The organism is Nocardia sp. Tas62D01 (assembly GCF_055232035.1).
Window position 1 is genome coordinate 4,826,378 of sequence record NZ_JBUYUZ010000001.1, and the last position, 18,026, is coordinate 4,844,403.

The following is an 18,026-nucleotide window of genomic DNA, read 5'->3' on the forward strand; positions in this document are numbered from 1 at the left end:
CGGCTATGACGGAACCTAAAGGCGATACGCCACAGGAGTTTCCGACGGAATTCGTCGTGACCTCGCTGACCGGCTCGATCGCGGTGCGCACCACCGAGCAGGGTCTGCCGTTGGGCATCAAGCTGGACCAAGATCAATTGCGGCGCGATCCGGAAGCGTTGGCGGCGGAGATCTTACGGCTGTGCAAGCAGTCGGCGAACCGGGCCGGGCTGGCCCGCCGGACACAGCTGCGGGACGCGGGCTTCACCTCCGAGATGTTGTCGATGACGGGCCTGCCCGCCGAGCAGGAAGTCGCGCGGCAAGAGATCATCGAAGAGCAGGAGTACGAGACCGAGCCACAGAGCTGGCTCCGATCAGTCTGACTAGGACGAGGATTCGGGAGGTAGTCATGGTCGACACGATGGACGAGTTGATCGCGCGGGTGCAGAGGCAGATGTACCGGCTGCGCGACCTCAACGACGCGACCACCGGGATCTTGGTGACCGAGACGTCGCAGGACGGGGCGGTCACCGCGTCGGTGGACGGTAACGGCGCGCTGGTCGGGCTGAGCCTTACCGGTGCGGTGGCCAAACTTTCGCCTGCCGACTTCGAGAAGGCACTGGTCGACACGGCACAGGCGGCGGCTTATCGGGCCTTCGCCGAGCGGGCCGAGCTGGTCACTGCTTTCAACGAGGAAAGCACGGGGTCTGTGACCGGATGATGAGCCCGCAGTGATCAGCGAAGACATGCTCCGATAGGCAAGGTTTGACGAAACATCGAGGGGTGTTTCGGGATTGGACGTTAGTCATGAATCACATTGAAGTTGTTCCGGATGCGGTTCGGGCCTATGGTTCCGCCTCGGCCGCGATGGCCGCGGGCGTCGCTTCGGCGGGCGCGGTGGACCAGGCGGCGACCATCGCCACGGTCGTGCCGGTGTTCGGCCTGATCGGCCAGGAATTCCTCGCCTCGTTCGCGTTCGCGCAGGCGAACCATCTGAGCTCGGTGGCCGAATTGGCCGCGGTGCACGCGGGTACCGCGCTGACCGCACATGAGGCCGCGGGCACGTACGAGGCCACCGATGGCGCGTCCCGTGCGGCCATCGGATCGGTCAGTTCGAAGTCATGACCATCCCCGGGGCCATCCCACCGCCGGGGGCGGAGCCGCTGGATCCGACCGTGCTGGATCTGTTGCGGGGCAGTGCCCTAGCCCCGATGCTCGACCAGCCGGTGAACCACATCCTGCAAGACATGGGTCTGCCAAACCTGCCCGAGATGCCCTCGTTCATTCACATGCCCGAGATGCCGCCGCTGCCGCCGCTGGATCTCACCGCGCTGATGCGGCCGCTGACCGATCTGGCGGCCGCGTTCGGCAGCGGACAGTTGGGCGCGCCGGCACCGGCACCCACCTCGGCGAACGCCGACGGTACGCAGAACGCGTCGGCGCCCGCGCCACCCGCCGACCCGACCCAGTTGCTGTCCGGCATCTCGACCGTGATGCAGACCGTGATGCAGCTCGGCACCTCCGCGATTCAGACGGCGATGTCGGTCTGGCAGGGCATGGCGGCGATGGAGGCGGCGAAGAAGGCGGGCGAGGCGCAGCAGGACGCAGGCAAGCTGGAGGCGCAGAGCACCCAGGAGAAGGCTGTCCTCACCAACGCGGCGGGCAGTGTCTTCACCGGTGCCGGGCTGATGTCCGCGGTGGTGGCGAAGTTCTCCACCATCCTGGCCGCGTCGCCGCTGTACGCCGCAACCCCTGCGGGACAGGTGTTTCTGGCGGCCTCGGCGGTTGAGGCGATGACCGAGGCGCTCGGCATCACAGTCAAGACCAAGGGCGAACTACTCGGCCACAGCGCCTCCATGACCACGACGGGGACGAAGGTCCCGATCACCAACGCCCCCAAGGGCGTCGCGGGCGCGGGCGGCGCCGACCAGCTGAGTCAGCTGATGAGCATGGTGACTCCGCTGATCAGCACCGCGACCACGGCGGCGCAGTCGCTAGGTCAGCTCGCCCAGGCGAGTTCGGCCCTCAGCGCGCCGAAGCCGGTTGTCGACCCGAAAACCCATGATGGCGGCGCACTGTCAGACGAGGAGAAGGCGAAGGCAGCAGCGGCAGCTGGCGGGGCCGGTGCGGGCGCTGGTGCCTTCGGCGGCCCCGGACCCGGCGCCGCGCCCGCTGCTCCGTTGAACCCCTGGCAGGGCACTCGCGTCGCGAGCGGCTCGTTGGGCTCGCTCAGCGGGTTGAGTGGCGCCGGGTCGAGTCCCGCTACGACAGCGGCGATGTCGACCGGCGGTACGACCGGTGGCAGCGGCGGAATGATGCCGATGGCCGGCGCCGCGGGCGCGGCCGGACTCGGCAGAGACGGCGAGTCGAGCAGCGACGCTCTGCGCGGCCAGATGGTGACCAGCCAGCACGGCGACGAAGTGGTCGGCCACATCGAAGGGGTTTCGTTGCCGGTGGTCGGCGCGGCCGACAGCGCTTCGGAACCACCGCCGGACAAGGAACTCACGCTCTGACTTATTAGGAGGGTCTCATGAGTAGTGACGGGGTAGGCGACGCGTTCGCGAGTGTCCAGTTCGACCCTGCCGCGGCAGGGAAAGCATCGAACGGGCTCGATGTGCTTGCCGATCGGCTGGCCTCGGATCTGCGAGCAGCAGAGGAGGCATTGACGATCCAGCCCGCTGGAGCCGACGAAGTCTCCGGCCGGGCCGCGCAGACCGGGAACGAGGTCGCTTCGTCGTACTTGGCGAGCGCGCAAGCCAGCGTGACCGAAATGCGCAAGCTGGCGGCCACGTTGCGGATGCACACGAACGAGTTCAGCCAGATGGAAAGTGACAGCGTCGTGGACTTCGACGCCGCGGGCGGCAGGTCCGTCTGAGGCGCAGTCCATGGAAAGGCACAGCGCAGCAATGATCGAACCACCGAAGCCAGGGTTCACCGGCGTGGTGTGGGAGGCTCGGCCGCCGGAGCGGCTCGCGCAGGAACTCACCACGGGGCCGGGCTCTGTGCCGATGGCCGAGGCAGCCGCCGAATGGGCGCGGCTGGCAACGGTTTTCGGTGCGGCGGTGCTCGAATACGAGCAGGTCCTTGCCGCGCTGCGCAGCGCATGGCAGTCCGGACGCAGCGGCGAGGTCATGGAAAAGGTGTCCACCCTGCGGGATTGGCTGGTGGACGCGGCCACCACCGCGACCGCGAACGCCGCGCGCCTGCAGGCCCAGGTCGCCGCGTACGAGGTGGCCAAGCTGACCATGCCGAACACCGCGGACATCGAGAAAATCCAGCAGGTGCAGCACATGCTGGAAAGCATGGGCGCCATGCTCGGCGCACCGATCCGTGCGGTCGCCGCGGACAACGACGCGGACGCGGATATGGCGAAAGCCGTTGCGTCGCGGGTGATGCGCAGCTACGAAACGGCCGCCGAGCCATTGGCGACGCCGTGGCAGCATCAGGCCCCGCCGAAGATCGCGCCGGAGCAGGCGTTGACCGCAGAGCAGGCCGCCACCGCCGCGGCGGCAGCGGCGCCGAAATCGATGCCGAGCTTCGGCGGTGTGCCGGTCGGTTCGATCGCGATGCCCACTTTGCCGCCCAGGGCGCTGTCCGCCTATCGCGCGCCGGTGTACTCGCAATCCACCACGACCACCGAGCCCGCGAACCGGACGACCCAGGTCGGCACGACGAGCGCGACCGGCCAGTCCGCGTCGGTGGCCCCAGGCGCGATGGGTGGTGCGGGCGGGGCCCAGGATTCGGCCCGGTTCCCGCGCGCCAGCTTGGCTGGCGACGCCGACCAGATCGGGCTCGAAGGCGAAATCCAGGCCGCCCCGGCCGTGCTCGGCGGAACCGAGTCGGTGGCCAAGGCGCCCACCGAGACTCGGACCGAATCCGGCGGTGCGCCGTGACCACGCTGACCAACGACGCGTTGCTCGCCGTCGCCGACCGGATCGGGGTGCAGACCCTGCCGCTGGCGCTTTCGGTAGGGCCGCAGCAGGATTCGTTCGAGGAATGGCAGCGGGCACAGGAGCACGCCGTGGCCACGCTGATCGGCGACGGCCTGATCGACGCGCACGGCGAAGTGGATTCGGAGCTGGCCGACACACTGTTCACCCTGGCGCAGCCGGAGCAGGAGCTGGTTGCCCGCATCTACACCGAGCACGGTTCGCGCCGAGTCTGTGTGGTGCGCCGCGGGCACACCCAAGCGCTCGCCGTCCGCACCGGCGACAACTTCGAGGTGCGGCAGGTGTGGACGGATGGGTCGGCCGCCGATTTGGTGCGGCCGCTGCTCGCCGCCATGGATCCGTGCCCGCCCGCCGAAATCCCCAATCTCAGCGTCCCCGCCGCGGAGCTGGCCGAGCGGCTCGATGCGGCCGCGACGCCCAGTGAGCTCACCGACGCTCTCTATGCCTTGGGTGCCACCGATCGCGACGCCACCAAATTGGGGCTCGCCTTCGGTGCGACGCACGCCTACGCCGAGATCGTGGCGTGCGCCCATGAGGATGGCGTGACCAGGAGGGCGCCCGGTGCCGTCGCCGTGTACGACACCGCCCGAGGGCGGATCGTCGCCGCGCCGATGGTTTCCCCGGATCAGCAGGTCTGGTCCACGGTCACGCCAGGAACAGACCACCGGATTGCGCAAGCAGTCGCCACGTTGATCGAGGGGCTGCCCGGGGGGAGGTGGCTGCCTCAGTAGTTCTCGGGTGGCAACTTCGGTTGTCTCGTATTTCAACGAGATCGTTTGTATGAGAACGATCATCACATATGACGAAAGGTCAAAGAAATGTCACTCACCTCACTCGGTGGCTCGGGCAAGGCTGTTGGTGTCGAGGCCGGCGGCGTCGATAAGGTCGTCGGCGATCTGGAGACCGCGATCAACAACCTCCGGACCTCGGTCAAGGAAATCGATCAGGCCGCGCAGGATGTGCTGAAGGGCTGGAAGGGCGACGCGTCCGACAAGTTCGTTCAGGTCGCCGGCGACTGGCACGACGAGGCCGAGGATCTGAACAAGCGCCTCGACCAGTTCTCGCAGGCCGTCGACTCGGGCAAGAAGACCCTGCAGACCATGGACCAGGCCTGATCGGTCTGCTCCGCTCCGTTTCGGAACCCATCGTTCGAAGGAATTGAAGAATGACCATCCTTTACGATCCCGCAGCCATGAACGAGCTGCACAGCGACTTGCAGACGCACGGCGGAAAGATGAAGGGCGAGATCGACTCGCTCAACGACGCTGCCAAGGCGTTCCATGACAACCTGACTGGTGAGAACGCCACGCAGGGCTTCGACGCCTCGCACAAGAATCTCACTCAGGGCCTCGAGGACACCCTGCAGAAGCTGGACGCCCTCGGTGCCCAGGTGGAGAACGCGCTGAATCGTGCGCTCGAAGCCGATGGCAAGGTCGGCGATGGTTTCGCCGCTTTCTGACATGTCCGTCACCTGACGGCCGACCGGAACATCCAGTTCCGGTCGGCCGTTTCGGTTTTGAGATCAGCGCTGCGGTTTTCGGGTCAGCGTGCGGCGAGCGATTCGCCGATGTAATGCATCTCGTCCGGCGTGGTCACCATGAACACGGTCGCGCTCGCGGTCGCGGTGCGCACGGTGATCCGGTTCGGCGCGTACGGATCCTGGATCAGCGTGACGTCGGCATCGATCGACCCCGGGGGCTGATCCGGCGTGCGCACATGCACGATGGTGGCGCCGCCCGCGTGCGCGGTCGGTGCGATCCCGTCGAAGACGACGACCGTGGTGCTCGGGTAGGGCGCGGCGGGCAATGGTGGCGCCGCAGGCGCGTGGTAGCTGGCTCCGGCGGACCGCGGTGCGATCGAAAGCACGTGCGGCGCATCGAGATTGGTCACCATGGTGTGCCAGGCGTCGGGCCTTGCGGTGTGCACGATGGCGTGCGCGCCGAGCGCGGTCGCCCGCAGGATCACCTGCTGGGCCAGGTCCAGGTTGCCGATGACCGCCAGGTGCCTGGTGCCCTCGCCGACCAGCGGCACCGCGATGCCCTGGCCTATTTCGTCGGCGCCGATCAACTGCCCGCAGCCCGCGGTCGGCACCGCGATATCGGTGAGCGCGGCGATGGTGCCGCGGTATCCGGTGTCCGAGCCCCAGCGACCGGCGGCCCCGATCGGCAAGGTGTCCAACAGGATTCGCAGCTGATTGCCCGGCAGCTCGCGCAGACCGGGCAGCGGCGGCTCCTCCGGTTCGAAGGTGGTGTCGAACCGGACCACGGCGTTGAGCATGACGGTGCCGACATGGTCGGCGCGCGTGTCGTGCCGGTGCGCGCCGGGACGCAGCCGCAGCGTCACCGTGGTGGACAGGCTCTGCACGGTCCAGATATCGGCCAGCCCGCGCGGGCCGATCATGTCCGCGCCGATCTGATAGTGGGTGAGGTAGCGACCCTGATACTCCAGTGACTGTGGCGATTCGGCGAGCTGATCGATCTCGAAGCCATGGGTGAGTTCGCGGACCGCGGTGTTCATTTCGGCGGCGGTCAACACGGAGGTGGCGATGTCGTGCGCGGCGAGCCGGTTCGCCACCCGGCGGGTGGCGATCATCGCGGTGCGCAGGGCTCCGGTGCCGCCGCCACCGCGTTTGTCCACCGCCTCGGCATTGGCCAGCGGATCCAGCCGCAGCACCAGCCAGAGGGTGCGGTGCGCGATGGCGGGCAACGGACCCAGAATGCGGTCGTACAGGTGCGAGATGATGCCGGTGCCCGCCGTGCGCGCGCCCGTGCTCACGATGTCGACGCCGGCCAGGGTCAGGTCGAATTGATCGAGACAGCGCGCGATTTCGGTGAGCGGAAGCAGTTGGTCGGTGCTCAGCGAACCGCGGCGAAGCAGCGTCAACGCGTCCGGCGGCGGGTCGATGCGCAGCATGGTTAGCAACAGCTCGCCGTCCCAGCGCACCCCGTAACCGCCGCCCTCGCTGAACGGCACATCGAACGCGGGTGCCTGGGTCAGATGCTCGGCGGGACGCAGCCCGCTGCGCCGCCGGGCCAGCGCGCGGCCGATCCGCCCTGCCGGGGTGCGGCCCCGAATCGGGAGCAGGCCGATCAGCACGAAACCGGCGCCCGCGTCGATCGCGCCCCACAGGGAATGCGTTGTGGCGAGCACGATCCAGGCCAGCGTGGCGGCCAGTACCACCACCGGCACGATCACCCGCAGCGGATAGATGCGGAAGAGCCAGAACTCGGGGTCACGCAGGGTGTCGTAGGCCGAAGCACGGTCGGCGGGTGGCGTCGGCGTGCCGGTGCCTTCCGGTTCGGTCGCCCCGTCGGGCCTGGTCTCGTTCACAGTTGTCGTCACCGCGTTGTCCCTGTCTGCCACCTGTACGGCCACCGCCCATGGGCCATGAAATCATCGGTTCAGGGCCGTCCTGGAATTACGGTACCGTGTTGATGAGGATGGTTCTCGACAGTTCAATGGAGACCTTGTGCCGGCACAGCTGACCACCCGAGCCCAGGTCAACGGGTACCGATTCCTGTTGCGCCGACTCGATCACGCGCTGGTGCGGCGCGACGTGCGAATGCTGCACGATCCCATGCGGTCTCAGGTGCGTTCTCTGATGGTCGGTGCGGTGCTCGGCGTGCTCGTGATAGCGGGTGCCGCGATCCTGAGCTTCCTGCGGCCGCAGGGCGCGATCGGCGACGCGTTGATCGTGTCGGGCAAGCAGAGCGGCGCGCTGTACGTCGTGGTGCAGTCCGAGGATGGCAGCAAGACGCTGCACCCGGTCCTGAATCTGGCCTCCGCCCGGTTGATCACGGGCAGCAATGCCGAGCCGCACGGGGTGAAGGACAGCAAGCTCAACGACATGCCACGCGGACCGATGGTCGGCATCCCCGGCGCACCGAGCGCGCTGCCCGGGTCGTCGCAGGGATCCCGTTCGGAATGGGCGCTGTGCGAGACGATCGCGCTGTCGCAGGGCGGCAGCGCGGCGTCGGCCACCGGCGGCATCACGACGGTCATCGCGGGCCGTCCCGCCCTCGGCGATCGGACCCGCACGGTCGGCCGGGACGAGGCGTTGCTGGTGAAGCGCAGTGACAAGACCTACCTGGTCTACGACGGCAAGCGAGCCGAGATCGACCCCGGCAACTCGGTACTGGTGCGCGCGCTGAACCTGACGACGCACCGGCCGCGCCCGATCGGCACCGGAATGCTCGGCGCGACAACGGAAGTGCCCGCGCTCGCGGCGCCGCAGATCCCGCAGGCCGGTCAGCCCGGTCCGGGCCCGCTGTCGAAGATTCCGGTCGGCGGCGTCATATCTATTCGCGATGTCGGCGACGGCAAACCCGAACTGTATGCCGTGCTCGCCGACGCGCTGCAGCCGGTGAGCCCGTTCACCGCGCAGGTGATCCGGTTCGCCGACTCGCACGGAATGAGTGACATCCCGACCATGCCGCCGGACGTGCTGGATCGGGTGCGCGTCATGCATGACGCGTTGCCGGTCAACGACTTTCCGGTCGAGACCCCGAAGATTCTGAATGCCGAAGACGCCCCGGTCACCTGCGTGGCCTGGTCCAAGACACCGGGCACGGCCCCGGCCAACCGCAAGGCCGACGCGGGCGACGGCCCCGCCGAACGCGCCTCGGTCAGCCTGTTGGCCGGTGTGCGCGTCCCGATCGCGGAATCGGCGAAGACCGTCTCGCTGGCCACCGCCGACGGCACCGGCGACCGGGTGGACGCCGTGTACGTCCCGCCGGGCACCGGCGAGTTCGTCCAGGTGACCGGCATGGGGCCGGGGAGCCCGCGGCGCGGCAGCCTGTTCTACGTCGCCGACAACGGCGTCCGCTACGGCATTCCCGACATGGCGACCGCGGGTGTGCTCGGCATCGGGGATACCCCGCGGCTTGCGCCGTGGGCGATCGTCGGCCAGATGGTTCCCGGCGCGACCCTGTCCGCGAAAGAAGCGCTCACCGCACGCGATCAGCTGCCGCTGGAGCCGCCGCGGTAGCCGTTCGGGTCAGCCGGTGAAGCCGACGTTCAGCGAGGCGAGGATGCCGGAGAGCGCCGTGTGCATATCGGGCGCCTCGATGCGCATCAGCATCGATTCGTCGATGTTGGCCAGGTCCAGCGTTTCGTCGTTGGCCAGCCGGAACTCGCGCTCTTCCTCGGCGGACTCGATGACGTTGCGGATGAACCGGCCGTTGCCCGCCAGGTCGACGCCGCGGCGCGGCTGACCGCTCTGGTCGGTGCTCTGCATCGAGTAGAGCTGGGTGCAGGCCGTGACGAGCAGCTCGAGCGCGTCGTCGGACAGTTCCGAGTCCCGCTTGTGCGCGATGACCTTGCCGATCTCGCCGAGTTCCTCGGGCGTGTAGGACGGGAACTGCACGCGCTTGGAAAACCGTGAGGCCAGACCGTCGTTGGCGGCGAGCAGGCGATCGATCTCGCCGTCGTACCCGGCGATGATCACCACGAGCCGATCGCGGTCGTTCTCCATCCGGGCCAGCAGCGTATCGATGGCCTCACGGCCGAACGAGTCGCCGCCTTGCAGACCGGTCTGGATCAGCGTGTACGCCTCGTCGATGAACAGCACGCCGTCCATCGCGCTGTCGATCAGCGCCTCCGACTTGAGCGCGGTGCCGCCGAGATTCTGGCTGACGAAGTCGACCCGCTTAGCCTCGACCACCTTGTCGGTCTTCAAGATGCCGACGCCGCAATAGATCTTGGCGACCACGCGGGCGATGGTGGTCTTGCCGGTGCCAGGCGGGCCGGTGAACGCCAGGTGCTGGCCGCGCGCCCCGGCGGCCAGGCCCTTCTCGGTGCGGATCTTCGCCATCTGCGCGCTCGACTGCAGCTTGGCCACCTGCGTCTTCACCGAGGCCAAGCCGATCTGGGAGTCCAGCTCGGCGCGGGCTTCGGCAAGGATCTTCTTGGCCCGATCCTCGGTCTCGGCCTGCTCGATCGCCTTCATCGAAGGCGCGGAGGCCGGATTCCACTTGTCGGTGCGGGCATCGATCGTTTCGCGCGAGGTGATGCTGATCCTATAGGTGCGGTCGCGCATCGCGGAGGTGTTCGCCTCGAAATCCGGCGCCTGCGAATACACCTTCTCGAACAGGCCCTGCGCCACTTCCTCGTTGCCGGATTCGCGCAAGCACAGGCCGCGGCAGAACATGGCGGTCGACCGAGCCGCCGGGATCGGGCCCGCCTCGGCCTGTTCCATCCGGCGGATCGCCTCACCGAACAAACCAAGCTGCGCGCAGGCGGTGCCGACCATGACGTTCGCACCCGCCGCGAGATACGGGTCGTCCCACTCGGCCGAATTGGCCAGCACGGTCATGACATCGGGCCAGCGCTGGGTGTTGTAATGCAGCACGCCGCGGACGTAGGCGCAGATGCGGTTGTCGATCTCGCGATCCGGGTCGCTCAGCTGGGACCTGCGGTGCGCGTCGAGTTCGTTGAGCACCCGCTCGGCCTCGTCGTATTCCTTGTCCGCGATGAGTTGCGCGGCCCAGGCGAGCCAGATCTCGGTGTAGCTGGCCAGGGGGTAATCGATATAAAGGCCGGGCAGGAAGCGGCCGGCGAGGTCGCGCGACTGCAGGCCGAGCCTGCGCTGCTCCCGGTACAGCGTGCTGGCGCTGGTCTTGTGCATGTTGAACAAGACATCCTTGGTGACCTCACCCGCGGCGGCGCGGCCGAGCCAGGCGTCGCACATGGTGGGGTCCCATTCGGTGGCGCGTTGGAAGGCGAGCTTCGCGTACTCGAGGTCGCGCGCGGACTCCTGTCCTTCGATGGACAATCCGAGCGACAGAATTCCGGCGTCGAAGGCGCGTTGTGCTTGGCGATTGCCGGTCATGGCTGTCGGACCCCGAAGTTTTCGTTCGTAGTAGCGGATGAGTTCTTTATGCCCCCCAGACTACCGATCGCGCAGTGCCTGGTTTGTCCGTTACATTAGGTTGAGCTGCGGGGAGGTTGCAACGCATGAGAGTCTTACCGGTGTCGAAGTCGTTCACTAAGAAGACGTTCCACCCAGTGCAGTCGGGGCGTGAACAATCGTCAGTGGAGAGGCGGGGGGTCCGGGGTCGTTGATCGAGTCACCAACCAGTGGCACACGCGCCGCTGTGCCGGAGCTGAGTCGGGTTTCCATCATCGGCGGTAACACTCAGCTCGATGTCGGGCTGCCCGCTACCGTCCCGATCGCCAGCTTCATCGGCGACCTGGTTGCCCTGATCGAATCGCGCAATCCCGACCAGATCGACACCGAGGACGACTCGGTGCCGCTGCGAGCCCAGCATTGGACGTTGGCGCGGGTCGGTCAAGAGGCGTTCGCACTGAGCCGCACGCTCACCGACGCCGACGTGCACGACGGTGAGCTGCTCGTGCTGCGTTCGGTCACCGCGAAGGAAGCGCCCGCGCTCTTCGACGACGTGATCGACGCGGTATCCCGGCTCACCGCGGAGCAGTTCCGCAGCTGGACCGGCAACGCCGCGCGCTGGATGGGCTTGGTCGCCTCCGTGCTGACGGTGCTCACCGCATTGGCGTTGCTGGTGATCTCGCGCGGGCACGGCGATCCGCTCGCCCCCGCGTTCGTGCTGTCGGCTGCGGGTATCGGGGCCTTCGTCGCCGCTGGCTTCGCCGCTCGCAAATACCTCGACCCGGTCACCGCCACCTGGCTGTCACTGGATGGTCTGCTGCTCCTGTTCGGCGGCGCCGCGCTTTTCGTGCCCGGCGCGCTTGGCAGTGCGCATCTGCTGCTCGGCTGTTCGGTGACGATCGTGGCCGCCGTGCTCGGCTATCGGATCATCGGTACGGGAGCGACCTTGTTCTCCGCCGCGGGCGCGCTCAGCGTGATCGCGGGTATCGCCGCCGCGGTGTATCTGGTCTGGCATCCCGGCCTGCCGAAGCTGTCCGGTGGGCTGGTGGTAGTCGGCATCGCGATGCTGTCGATGGTGCCGCGACTGGCCGCTGGGCTGGCCCGGCTGCCGATCCCGCCGGTGCCGACCGCGGGTGGCGCCATCGACCCGGCCGATCACGAACAGCGCCCGACTATCGAGGGCATCGGCGCGATCGGCGCCACCGCGCTGCCCTCGGCGGCCGGCCTCGGTGAGCGGGCCCGCGCGGCCAACCAGTACCAATCCGGCTTGATCATCGCGTGCACGCTGAGCGCGGTGATCGGCGCGTTCGGCGCGGCCGACCCGCTGGGCACGGCCCGCTGGCAGGGCATCACCCTGGCCGTCGTCACCGGGATCATCCTGTGCCTGCGTGGCCGATCCTTCGCCGATCTCACCCAGGCCGCGACGCTGATCGCGGGCGGCTGCCTGACCTTCGTCGCGCTGGTCGTCGGCGCGGCGATGGGGGACACGGATTTCGAAATGCTCGCAGTCGGCCTGCTGATCGCCTTCGCGGCGGGCACGGTCGGCTTCGGCGTGATCGGACCGCATATCGAGGTCACCCCGGTAACCAGGCGGATGATCGAAATCTTCGAATACCTGCTGATCATCTCGCTGATCCCACTGGTGCTGTGGATCATGGACGTCTACTCGATGGCCAGAAACATATGAGTGCGGGGACCGATGGGACCTAGCCCCTTCCGTCGCAGCCTGCTGCGGATGGCCTGCGCCGCTGCGGTGGTGGGCGTGGTGGGCGCGCCCGCGCCGCCCGCCGCCGCGATTTCGCCGCCCAGTATCGATCCGGGTGCGCTCGGTATCGCACAGGCGTTGAGTGGTCACCCCGCGCCCTTGGAACCGACCCAACAGGCCGACCAGTGCGCCGAACCAGCGCTCACCGGGGCGCCGCCGAACGAGCCACCGATCTCGCAGCGGGTGCTCGAGTTGCCCGCAGCCTGGCAGTTCAGCAGGGGTGCGGGGCAGAAGGTCGCCGTGATCGACACCGGGGTTCAGCGGCACCCGCGATTACGCGCCCTGCAAGCCGGCGGCGACTATGTCTCCGATAGCGACGGCACCGTCGACTGCGACGGGCACGGCACCCTGGTGGCCGGAATCATCGCGGCCCAGCCGAGTCCGGGCGACGCGTTCACCGGGGTGGCGCCCGATGCGGAGATCCTCACCATCCGGCAGCTCAGCCTGGCCTACGAGAAAAAGGATCGCGGCGGTGACCGGCCGCCAGGCACCATCCGTGCCGACGGATACGGCAGCGTGCTCACCCTGGCCGCGGCCGTGGTGCGTGCGGTCGATCTCGGCGCCACCGTCATCAACATCTCCGAAGTGGCGTGCAGCCCAGCCGGATCCGACACCGCCGACTCCTCGCTCGGTGCCGCGGTGAAGTACGCCTACGAGCGCAATGTCGTCGTGGTGGCCGCCGCAGGGAACGTCGAGTCCAATGGTCCCTGCCAGAAACAGAACGAGGGTTCCGGCTGGGGCGCGGTCAACACCGTGGCCAGCCCAGCGTGGTTCTCGCCGTATGTACTGGCAGTAGGCTCGGTGGACGCGGACGGCAAGCCATCGGACCTGTCGTTGCACGGCCCGTGGATCGGCGTCGCCGCGATCGGCCGCAATATCGTTTCCCTGGACAGCAAGCGTGATGGCGTCGGGCTGGTCAACGGTGTGCAGACCGACGAGGGAATCCGTCCGGTGGACGGCACCAGTTTCGCGGCGCCGTACGTCGCCGGGCTGGCGGCCCTGGTGCGGTCTCGATTCCCGAATCTCGATGCCCGAGGGGTGATCAACCGCATCGTCCGCACCGCGCAGGCACCGGGCACCGGCCACGACGACGCGATCGGCGCGGGCCTGATCGACCCGCTCGCCGCGCTGACCGCGCAGCTTCCCGACAAGCCCGTGAGCGACGGAGCCGATGTCGAACGAGCGCTCGCCGCACCCGTCATCCCGCCGGGACCCGATCCACGGCCGCGCCGGATCGCGGTGATCGGCTCGCTGACCTGCCTGACCGCCCTGGCAATCGGTGTCGCGGTAGCGATTCCGTTCCGCCGCAGACGCCGGGAGATCGACGCCGAATTCGACCCCTAGCGTCGGCTCCGTGCCGAATACAGACAGCTCGACCGATCGAAGGACTCCATGGCTACCGAAGGTTTCGTACGACGCCCCCGGATAGCGCCGCCACGGGCACCCGGTGGTGAGGTGGCGCTGACCGCGCCACCGGAGATTCCGCGCCAGCTGCCCGCCCCGCTATTGATGAAGCTGATGCCGGTCGTCATGTTGGTCGCGGTGGTCGGCATGATGGCGATGATGGCGATGATGGGCCGCAACCTGCTGGCCAATCCGATGTCCATGATGTTCCCGATGATGATGCTCATGTCGATGGTCGGCATGATGGCCGGCTTCCGCGGCGGAACGGGGAAGCGGGCGGTCGAGCTCAACGAGGAACGCAAGGACTACTTCCGCTACCTGGATCAGATCCGCAAGGATGTGCGGCGCACCGGCGGTAAGCAGCTGGAGACCCTGGCCTGGAGCCACCCAGACCCGGCCGACCTGCCTTCGCTGATCGGGACGCGGCGGATGTGGGAGCGCAGGCCCAACGATCCCGACTTCGGGCACGTCCGGGTCGGCATGGGCAGCCACCGGTTGGCCACCAAGCTGGCCCGACCGGAAACCGGTCCGCTGGAGGATCTGGAGCCGGTCTCCACCGTCGCGCTGCGCCGGTTCGTGCGTACCCATTCGGTGGTGCACAGCTTGCCGACCGCGGTGTCGCTGCGCGCCTTCCCGGCGATCAATATTAGCGGCCCGCCCCAGGACGCGCGCATGCTGACGCGTTCCATGCTGATGGAGCTGGTCACCTTCCACGGCCCCGACCATCTCGCAGTCGCCATCGTCTGCGCGGACCCGGACGGGCCGTGGGCGTGGGCGAAATGGCTTCCGCACCTGCAACATCCGACCCTTCGCGACGGCATGGGCTCGGCCCGCATGATGTACACTTCGCTGGGCGAGCTGGAGACCGCGCTGTCGGCCGAGCTGATGGAGCGGGGCCGCTTCATGCGCAACCCGCAACCCACCCAGGGGCGGCTGCACCTGGTGGTGATCATCGACGATGGGTATGTCAACGGCAACGAACGGCTGATCAGCGAATCCGGACTGGATTCGGTGACCGTGCTCGACCTCACCGCACCGGAGGGCGGGCTCGCGGCGCGGCGCGGGCTGCAACTGGTCGCCGCTGCTGGCGATGTGTCCGCACGCAGTGCCGCGGGCGTGGAGAAGTTCGCCACCGCCGACGAAGTGAGTTCGGCTGAGGCCGAGGCGTTTTCGCGGGCGCTGTCGCGCTACCGGCTCGCCACCGCGGCCCAGATCGTCAGCCTCGGCGAGGGCTCGACGGCCGATCCCGGGCTGATGGCTTTGCTGAAGATCCCGGACGCGGCGCAGATCGACCCGGCGCGGGTCTGGCGGCCGCGCACCGCGCGGGAACGGCTGCGCGTGCCGATCGGCATCACCCCCGACGGCACGCCGGTGGAGATCGACATCAAGGAGTCGGCCGAGAACGGCATGGGCCCGCACGGCCTGTGCATCGGCGCGACCGGCTCGGGTAAATCGGAATTCCTACGCACCCTGGTGCTTTCGCTGGTCACCACGCACTCGCCCGACGCGCTGAACCTGGTGCTCGTCGACTTCAAGGGTGGCGCGACCTTCCTCGGACTGGATTCGCTGCCGCACGTCGCCGCGGTGATCACCAACCTGGAAGAGGAACTGTCCCTGGTAGACCGCATGAAGGACGCCCTCGCCGGTGAGATGAACCGGCGGCAGGAACTGCTGCGGTCGGCGGGTAACTACGCCAACGTCACCGATTACGAGAAGGCCCGGGCCGCCGGCGTGCCGCTCGATCCGCTGCCCGCGCTGTTCGTCGTGGTCGACGAGTTCTCCGAACTGCTGTCGCAGAAGCCGGATTTCGCCGAGTTGTTCGTGATGATCGGCCGACTCGGCCGCTCGCTGCACGTGCACCTGCTGCTCGCCTCGCAGCGGCTGGAGGAGAACAAACTTCGCGGCCTCGAATCGCACCTGTCCTACCGCATCGGTCTGCGCACCTTCTCGGCCAACGAATCGCGCGCGGTCCTCGGCATCACCGACGCCTACCACCTGCCGAGCGTGCCCGGCGCCGGATATCTGAAGAGCGACGCCTCGGATCCGTTGCGGTTCAACGCAAGCTACGTATCCGGCCCCTATGTCGCGCCGCTCGGCACGGTGACCGGCGTGGATGGCAGTCCGGTCGGCGGACAGCGTCCCGCGGTGTTCACCGCCGCGCCGGTGGAGGCGCCGGAGCCGGCCGAAGACGACTCCGCGTTGGATCTGCCGCCGTCACCGACGAACCCGCTGTTCGAACTCCCGCCGCCGCCGCCGTCGGCGCTCGGCTTGCCCGGCTCGGACGAGGGGATTCCGGACTCGCTGCTCGACACCGTCGTCAAGCGACTGACCGGGCACGGCCGCCCCGCGCACGAGGTGTGGCTGCCGCCGCTCGACGAATCCCCGACGGTCGACATGCTGCTGCCCGACCCGGATTGGCGCTCGCCGGTCAACCGGCACGGCCAGCTGTGGATGCCGATCGGCGTGATCGACAAGCCGTACGAGCAGCGTCGTGACGTGCTGACCATCAGTCTGGCCGGCGCGCAAGGCAATGTGGCGGTCGTCGGCGGCCCGCAGTCGGGCAAGTCGACCACCTTGCGCACCATCATCATGGCCGCCGCCGCTACCCATACCCCGCAGCATGTGCAGTTCTACTGCCTGGACTTCGGTGGCGGCAGCATGGCGGGCCTGGTCGGGCTGCCGCACGTCGGCTCGGTGGCCGGCCGTCTCGACAGCGACCGGGTGCGCCGCACCATCGCCGAGCTCACCTCGCTGATGCGCCAGCGAGAGGAACGGTTCGCCGAACTGGGCATCGAGTCGATGGCCGAATTCCGGCGGCGCAAGTTCGCTGCGGCGGCACATGTGCCCGACGGCGCGGCGTCGGTGGGTAATCCGTTGGCCGACGACCGATTCGGTGACGTGTTCCTGGTGATCGACGGCTGGGCCGCGATTCGCGAAGAGTTCGACGTGCTGGAGCCGCAGATCACCGCCATTGCGGCACAAGGCTTGTCGTACGGCATCCACCTCATCATCGGTGCATCCCGGTGGGCGGAGATCCGGCCGGTGGTCAAGGACCAGATCGGCACCAGGCTGGAACTGCGCCTCGGTGACCCGACGGACTCGGAGATGGGGCGGCGCACTGCCTTTCAGGTTCCGGTGGGCCGTCCGGGTCGCGGCCTCACCCCGGAACAGCTGCACATGCTGGTCGCCTTGCCTCGGTTGGATTCCGACTCCGACCCGGACTCGCTGGCGGACGGTGTCACCCTGGCTCGGCAGGAACTCGCGGAGTTGCACGCGGGCAGGCAGGCGCCGGAGGTGCGCATGCTGCCACTGCAATTCGGCCGCGAGGGGCTGCTGGCCACCACGCGGGAACAGGGCATCGAGCTCAGCCCAACCAGGGTGGTCGTCGGTCTCGGCGAATCCGAATTGCAGCCGCTGGTCCTGGATTTCGGGACGGAGCCGCATTTCATGGCCTTCGCTGACGTCGAATCCGGCAAGACCACGCTGCTGCGTAACATCGTGACCGGCGTGGTGGAGAATTCGAACCCCGACCAGGCGAAGATCATCATGATCGACTACCGCCGGAGCATGCTCGGCGTGGTCGAGGGCGAACATCTCGCCGGATACTCCACCTCGTCACAGACCTGCGGGCCGATGATCCAAGAGGTCGCGGAATTCCTGTCCAAGCGGATCCCAGGTTCTGATATCACCCCGCAGCAGCTGCGCGACCGCAGTTGGTGGGTGGGGCCGGAGATCTACATCGTGGTCGACGACTACGACATGGTGGCGACCGGCGGTATCAATCCCTTTGCCCCGCTGATCGAATACCTGCCGCAGGCACGCGATATCGGCATGCACTTCGTGGTCACCCGGCGCATGGGTGGCGTCTCGCGCGCGCTCTACGACCCGATCATCGGTGGCTTGAAGAACCTGTCGGTGGACACGCTGATCATGAGCGGTTCCCGCGACGAGGGCAAGATCATCGGCGAGATCCGCCCGAGCAAGCTCCCACCCGGCCGCGGCACCCTGGCCTCCCGCAGCAACGGCCAGGAAATGGTGCAGATCGCCCACATGCCACCGACGTACTGAGGTGCCGCGGCAG

General features: G+C 68.0%; 15 protein-coding genes. 13 read left to right on the forward strand and 2 right to left on the reverse strand.

The genetic code is table 11. The features are described 5' to 3' along the window. Nucleotides 1-5 precede the first annotated feature (5 nt). The 9 genes from ACV7NQ_RS22675 (at nt 6) to ACV7NQ_RS22715 (ending at nt 5,388) form a co-directional block, all read left to right on the forward strand. Nucleotides 6-362, forward strand: a complete 357-nt coding sequence (locus tag ACV7NQ_RS22675) for a hypothetical protein (protein ID WP_463361484.1) — start codon at nt 6-8, stop codon at nt 360-362. Between the two features lie 26 nt (nt 363-388). Next, the gene (locus ACV7NQ_RS22680; RefSeq protein ID WP_463361485.1) at nt 389-700 is read left to right on the forward strand and encodes a YbaB/EbfC family nucleoid-associated protein; all 312 of its coding nucleotides are present in this window, start codon (nt 389-391) and stop codon (nt 698-700) included. 86 nt (nt 701-786) lie between these two features. Further along, entirely contained in the window at nt 787-1,104 is a 318-nt protein-coding gene (locus ACV7NQ_RS22685) for a type VII secretion target (protein WP_463361486.1), read from the forward strand. Continuing rightward, entirely contained in the window at nt 1,101-2,492 is a 1,392-nt protein-coding gene (locus ACV7NQ_RS22690) for a hypothetical protein (RefSeq protein WP_463361487.1), read from the forward strand. Before ACV7NQ_RS22685 ends, ACV7NQ_RS22690 begins: the two co-directional genes overlap by 4 nt. 17 nt (nt 2,493-2,509) lie before the next feature. Beyond that, the gene (locus ACV7NQ_RS22695) at nt 2,510-2,854 is read left to right on the forward strand and encodes a PE family protein (RefSeq protein ID WP_463361488.1); all 345 of its coding nucleotides are present in this window, start codon (nt 2,510-2,512) and stop codon (nt 2,852-2,854) included. 31 nt (nt 2,855-2,885) lie between these two features. Continuing rightward, a complete protein-coding gene (locus ACV7NQ_RS22700) occupies nt 2,886-3,872 on the forward strand; it encodes a PPE domain-containing protein (RefSeq protein ID WP_463361489.1) in 987 nt (328 codons plus the stop codon). Further along, nucleotides 3,869-4,660, forward strand: a complete 792-nt coding sequence (locus ACV7NQ_RS22705; protein WP_463361490.1) for an ESX secretion-associated protein EspG — start codon at nt 3,869-3,871, stop codon at nt 4,658-4,660. Before ACV7NQ_RS22700 ends, ACV7NQ_RS22705 begins: the two co-directional genes overlap by 4 nt. 87 nt (nt 4,661-4,747) lie before the next feature. Further along, nucleotides 4,748-5,044 carry a WXG100 family type VII secretion target gene (locus tag ACV7NQ_RS22710; RefSeq protein WP_463361491.1) on the forward strand — a complete coding sequence of 99 codons (297 nt, stop codon included), beginning with the start codon at nt 4,748-4,750 and terminating at the stop codon, nt 5,042-5,044. Nucleotides 5,045-5,094: 50 nt separating this feature from the next. Further along, nucleotides 5,095-5,388 carry a WXG100 family type VII secretion target gene (locus tag ACV7NQ_RS22715; RefSeq protein ID WP_463361492.1) on the forward strand — a complete coding sequence of 98 codons (294 nt, stop codon included), beginning with the start codon at nt 5,095-5,097 and terminating at the stop codon, nt 5,386-5,388. A gap of 83 nt (nt 5,389-5,471) precedes the next feature. Here ACV7NQ_RS22715 and eccE read toward each other — a convergent pair whose 3' ends face one another. Next, nucleotides 5,472-7,271, reverse strand: a complete 1,800-nt coding sequence (gene eccE, locus ACV7NQ_RS22720) for a type VII secretion protein EccE (RefSeq protein ID WP_463361493.1) — start codon at nt 7,269-7,271, stop codon at nt 5,472-5,474. Between the two features lie 127 nt (nt 7,272-7,398). Between eccE and eccB the strand changes: the two genes are divergently transcribed. After that, a complete protein-coding gene (gene eccB / locus ACV7NQ_RS22725) occupies nt 7,399-8,916 on the forward strand; it encodes a type VII secretion protein EccB (protein WP_463361494.1) in 1,518 nt (505 codons plus the stop codon). 9 nt (nt 8,917-8,925) lie between these two features. Here eccB and eccA read toward each other — a convergent pair whose 3' ends face one another. After that, nucleotides 8,926-10,758 carry a type VII secretion AAA-ATPase EccA gene (eccA, locus tag ACV7NQ_RS22730; RefSeq protein ID WP_463361495.1) on the reverse strand — a complete coding sequence of 611 codons (1,833 nt, stop codon included), beginning with the start codon at nt 10,756-10,758 and terminating at the stop codon, nt 8,926-8,928. A gap of 229 nt (nt 10,759-10,987) precedes the next feature. On the opposite strand from eccA, the gene eccD reads away from it, so the two are divergent. Genes eccD through eccCa form a run of 3 tightly spaced genes read left to right on the forward strand, consistent with a single transcriptional unit; the run spans nt 10,988 to nt 18,013 of the window. Continuing rightward, a complete protein-coding gene (eccD, locus tag ACV7NQ_RS22735; RefSeq protein WP_463361496.1) occupies nt 10,988-12,463 on the forward strand; it encodes a type VII secretion integral membrane protein EccD in 1,476 nt (491 codons plus the stop codon). 12 nt (nt 12,464-12,475) lie between these two features. Beyond that, a complete protein-coding gene (gene mycP / locus ACV7NQ_RS22740; protein WP_463361497.1) occupies nt 12,476-13,885 on the forward strand; it encodes a type VII secretion-associated serine protease mycosin in 1,410 nt (469 codons plus the stop codon). Nucleotides 13,886-13,933: 48 nt separating this feature from the next. Further along, nucleotides 13,934-18,013, forward strand: a complete 4,080-nt coding sequence (gene eccCa / locus ACV7NQ_RS22745; protein WP_463361498.1) for a type VII secretion protein EccCa — start codon at nt 13,934-13,936, stop codon at nt 18,011-18,013. Nucleotides 18,014-18,026: the final 13 nt, after the last annotated feature.

Bases quoted from the DNA above. Each gene is read 5' to 3' on its own strand.
- ACV7NQ_RS22675 (WP_463361484.1), top strand. From the start codon at position 6: ATGACGGAACCTAAAGGCGATACGCCACAGGAGTTTCCGACGGAATTC.
- ACV7NQ_RS22680 (WP_463361485.1), top strand. From the start codon at position 389: ATGGTCGACACGATGGACGAGTTGATCGCGCGGGTGCAGAGGCAGATG.
- ACV7NQ_RS22685 (WP_463361486.1), top strand. From the start codon at position 787: ATGAATCACATTGAAGTTGTTCCGGATGCGGTTCGGGCCTATGGTTCC.
- ACV7NQ_RS22690 (WP_463361487.1), top strand. From the start codon at position 1,101: ATGACCATCCCCGGGGCCATCCCACCGCCGGGGGCGGAGCCGCTGGAT.
- ACV7NQ_RS22695 (WP_463361488.1), top strand. From the start codon at position 2,510: ATGAGTAGTGACGGGGTAGGCGACGCGTTCGCGAGTGTCCAGTTCGAC.
- ACV7NQ_RS22700 (WP_463361489.1), top strand. From the start codon at position 2,886: ATGATCGAACCACCGAAGCCAGGGTTCACCGGCGTGGTGTGGGAGGCT.
- ACV7NQ_RS22710 (WP_463361491.1), top strand. From the start codon at position 4,748: ATGTCACTCACCTCACTCGGTGGCTCGGGCAAGGCTGTTGGTGTCGAG.
- ACV7NQ_RS22715 (WP_463361492.1), top strand. From the start codon at position 5,095: ATGACCATCCTTTACGATCCCGCAGCCATGAACGAGCTGCACAGCGAC.
- eccA (WP_463361495.1), bottom strand. From the start codon at position 10,758: ATGACCGGCAATCGCCAAGCACAACGCGCCTTCGACGCCGGAATTCTG.
- mycP (WP_463361497.1), top strand. From the start codon at position 12,476: ATGGGACCTAGCCCCTTCCGTCGCAGCCTGCTGCGGATGGCCTGCGCC.
- eccCa (WP_463361498.1), top strand. From the start codon at position 13,934: ATGGCTACCGAAGGTTTCGTACGACGCCCCCGGATAGCGCCGCCACGG.